Origin of the sequence: Streptomyces murinus, from assembly GCF_002154555.1 — a bacterium.
GTDB lineage: Bacteria > Actinomycetota > Actinomycetes > Streptomycetales > Streptomycetaceae > Streptomyces > Streptomyces murinus.
The window spans coordinates 1-3,491 of sequence record NZ_MUNF01000737.1; the positions used below are offsets into that span (position 1 = coordinate 1).

3 protein-coding genes and 1 pseudogene are annotated in these 3,491 nt (G+C 72.5%); 1 reads left to right on the forward strand and 3 read right to left on the reverse strand.

The genetic code is table 11. From position 1 onward, the window contains the following. From CCN72_RS34135 to CCN72_RS34145, 3 genes are all read right to left on the reverse strand, one after another. A partial coding sequence (locus CCN72_RS34135) for an ABC transporter ATP-binding protein (RefSeq protein WP_086812191.1) occupies positions 1 to 738 on the reverse strand: 738 nt, incomplete at its 3' end. Positions 739 to 744: 6 nt separating this feature from the next. Then, positions 745 to 1,509, reverse strand: coding sequence for an ABC transporter permease (locus tag CCN72_RS34140; RefSeq protein WP_086812195.1), 765 nt, complete (start codon positions 1,507 to 1,509; stop codon positions 745 to 747). A gap of 49 nt (positions 1,510 to 1,558) precedes the next feature. Next, positions 1,559 to 2,359, reverse strand: coding sequence for an ABC transporter permease (locus CCN72_RS34145; RefSeq protein WP_086812193.1), 801 nt, complete (start codon positions 2,357 to 2,359; stop codon positions 1,559 to 1,561). 327 nt (positions 2,360 to 2,686) lie between these two features. Between CCN72_RS34145 and CCN72_RS34150 the strand changes: the two are divergent. Then, positions 2,687 to 3,491, forward strand: a pseudogene (locus tag CCN72_RS34150) (hypothetical protein); the annotation flags it as partial.

Sequence of the window (3,491 nt, forward strand, 5' to 3'; positions counted from 1 at the left end):
GGTCCGCTCGCTCTCCCCGGCCTCGTGCAGCCCCGTGAGCGGACCGTCGTACATCAGCCGGCCATGATCGATCACCATCACCCGGGAGCACAACTGCTCGATGTCCTGGAGGTCATGGGTGGTCAGCAGCACGGTCGTACCGCTCGCGGCGTTCAACTCCCGCAGGAACCCCCGCACCTTGGCCTTGGAGACGACGTCAAGACCGATCGTCGGCTCGTCCAGGTACAGCACCTCCGGATCGTGCAGCAGCGCCGCCGCGATGTCCCCGCGCATCCGCTGCCCCAGCGAGAGCTGGCGCACCGGCGTGTCCAACAGGGTGCGCAGCTCCAGGAGTTCGACCAGACGGTCCAGATTCTCCCGGTAACGGGCGTCCGGGATGCGGTACATGCGATGGGCCAGCCGGTAGGAGTCGAGCAGCGGCAGGTCCCACCACAAAGTGGTGCGCTGTCCGAACACCACCCCGATGCGATGCGCGAGACGCGCACGCTCCCGCGAGGGGTCGATGCCCGCGACCCGCAGCCGGCCGCCGCTCGGCGTCAGGATGCCGGTCAGCATCTTGATCGTGGTGGACTTCCCGGCGCCGTTCGGCCCGATGTAGCCCACCATCTCCCCGCGCGCCACGGTGAACGACAGCGAGTCCACCGCCCGCACCTCGTGCCGCTCCCGCTTGAGGAAACCGGTCTTGCGGCGCACCGAGAAGATCTTCTCCACCTCTTCCAGCACGATGAAGTCGTCCATGAGGTCCTAGCTCCCTGTGCTCCGGTACGAACGAAGTCCCGCCCGCCAGGCCAGCCCGGCCAGCGCGCAGCAGCCCACCGCCACCAGCGGGGTCGTCCAGGCCACCCAGCCCGGCAGGTCCAGCGGATACGGCCGCCCGAGGATGTAGCTCGCGGGCAGCCAGTTGACGAAGGCCAGCGGCAGCACGAACGTCACCCCGCGCACCAGCTCCCTGCCGAACACCGTCGGCGGGTACTGGAGCAGCGTCGTACCGCCGTACGTGAACGCGTTCTGCACCTCGGCCGCGTCCTGCGCCACGAACTGGAAGGCCGCCCCCGCCACGAACACCGCGCAGAAGATCCCGCAGCCCGCGAGCAGCGCCACCGGCATTAGCAGCAGCCGGCCCACGCTCCAGTCGACGTCCAGCCGGGACAGCGCCCAGCCCAGCACCAGCGAGCCCTGGGTCACCCGGCCGAGGCGGCGCAGCGCGAACCGGTCCGCCGCGACCTGCGCCAGTATCGGCGCCGGCCGCACCAGCAGCGCGTCCAGCGTGCCGTCCCGCAGCCGCTTGCCCAGCCGGTCCATCGAGCCGATCACCAGGTCCGCGAGGCCGAAGGAGACCGCCGACAGGCCGTACAGGAACGCCACCTCGGGCAGCGTCCAGCCGCCGAGGGCACGCACCCGCGAGAACATCAGCATGATCGCGACGAAGTCGAAGAAGGTCGCCGCGAAACTCCCGAACGTGGTCATGACGAACGACGCCCGGTACGCCATCGTCGACCGGATCCACATCCCGGCGATCAGCCCGTACGCCCGCGCCCCCGCCACGAGCCGCCCGCGCTCAGCCACCCTGCACCACCACCCGCCGCGTCGCCACCGACTGGAGCAGCCGCCCGCCGCCCAGCAGCACCACGGCCCACGCCCCCTGGAACAGATACGTGCGCAGCGGATCCCCGTGCCCGAGCAGGATGTCCGCGGGCGCCTGGAGCAGCGAGGACCAGGGCAGGGCGCGTACGACGGTGCCGAGCGCCCCTGGGAACACGTTCAGCGGCAGCAGCATCCCCGAGCAGAAGTAGCCGAGCAGCCACGTCATCTGGCTCACCCCGGTGCCGTCCAGCAGCCAGAACGCGCTCAGCGCCACCAGATAGCGGATGCCGAAGCCGACCAGCATCGCCAGCAGCACGGCCAGCAGGAACGCGGCCCAGGTGCCCGGGTCCGTCGGCAGGTACGCCGGAAAGACCAGCGCGCCGAAGACGAACGGCACCACGCCCCGCCCCAGCAGCTGGAAGAACGCCCGGCCCAGGTCGGCGGAGAGCCACCACAGCTGGAGGTCGGCCGGCCGGTACAGATCGATCGCCACGTCCCCCGTGCGGATGCGTTCCATCAGTTCGTCCTCGACGCCCCCGCCGCTGATCGCGAGCGTCGACAGGAAGGCCTGACCCAGCCACACATAGGTGACGGCCTGCGCCTGGTCGTATCCCCCCAGATGCGGTTTCAGGTCCCATAGGGCCTTGTAGGTGTAGACGAGAATGAGCCCGAATACCGTGTTGGTGAAGACCCCTGCCGCAGTGGCGGCCTTATACGTCGCGTACCGTCTGAATCCCCCCAACGCGACGGCCGCGTACAACCGTCCCGCGCCCACGTCAGTCGACCTCCTCGGACCGCTCGACACCGAAGCGCAGGAGCCTAGTCCGGAGGCCCGGCGGCCTGCCACGCATTTTGTGGCCGAAGCGTGCCGAAATCCGGGAACGGAACGCCAGGTGCGAGAGTCTTCAACGGGGGGCGCAGAAGGCGTACGAGGCGTACGGGAACGTACGACGCGAAACAGGAGTCCGTGCACGACATGAGCGACGAGCCACAGCCGCAGCAGCCGAACGAAGGCGTGGCGCCGGATAAGCCGCTGCCGGCTGCGAGGCCCGGGACCCCGACGCCGGGATCCCCCGCCACCCCGTCGAAGGGGGCCGGCCGAGTGAAGGACACCGAGGAACCGGGGAGGGACGAGGAGCCGGAGACGGCCGGGGCAGCGCCGAAGCCCGAGGGACCCGGGAAGACCGGGAGGCCCGGGCGGGCTGAGCGGCCCGAGGGGTCCGAGCGGACCACCGGGGAGTCCGACGCGTCCCGGTCCGAGGGCTCCGGCAAAGCCGGGAAGCCCGGGGCGGCCGGGAAGGCGCGGGGCGCCGACGAGACCCGGGGTGCGGGTAAGGCCCAGGGCGCGGGCGAGGACACCTCCGCCGGTGACCGCGGGGCGACCCGGGACTCCGGGGCGGCGACCGCGGACGCGGCGCGCCGTTCCGTGCCCGCGCCCCAGGACCGTACGGCCTCCATCGCCCGCGCCCGCCAGGCGGCGCGCGACGCCCGTACCGACAAGGGCGCGGCCACGGCCGCCGAGGGCGAGGGCACCGCCGAGCGCGGCGGCACCGGCAGGCCCACCGGCGCCGGCAAGCCGCAGGTCCCGGGCGCCCGTACCCCCGAACAGCCGGCCGAGAGCACCCAGGTGCTGCGCCGGATCACGCCACCCCGCGAGCCCCAGGACCCCGCGAAGGGATCCGGCAAGCCCGCTCAGCCCGGCAAGCCCGGCCAGGACACCCCGGCACCCGAGACGACCCAGGTGCTCCGCCGCGTCAACGCCCCGCGCAAGGGCGAGCCCGGCGGCCCCGCCACGGCGGGCACGTCCACGACCGGGGCGAACGCGAGCGGACCCACCGGCCACACGACCGGCTCCCGGCGCCCCACCACCCGCGCGGCGGGCGCGGCCGCCGCGCGGGTGGTGGGGC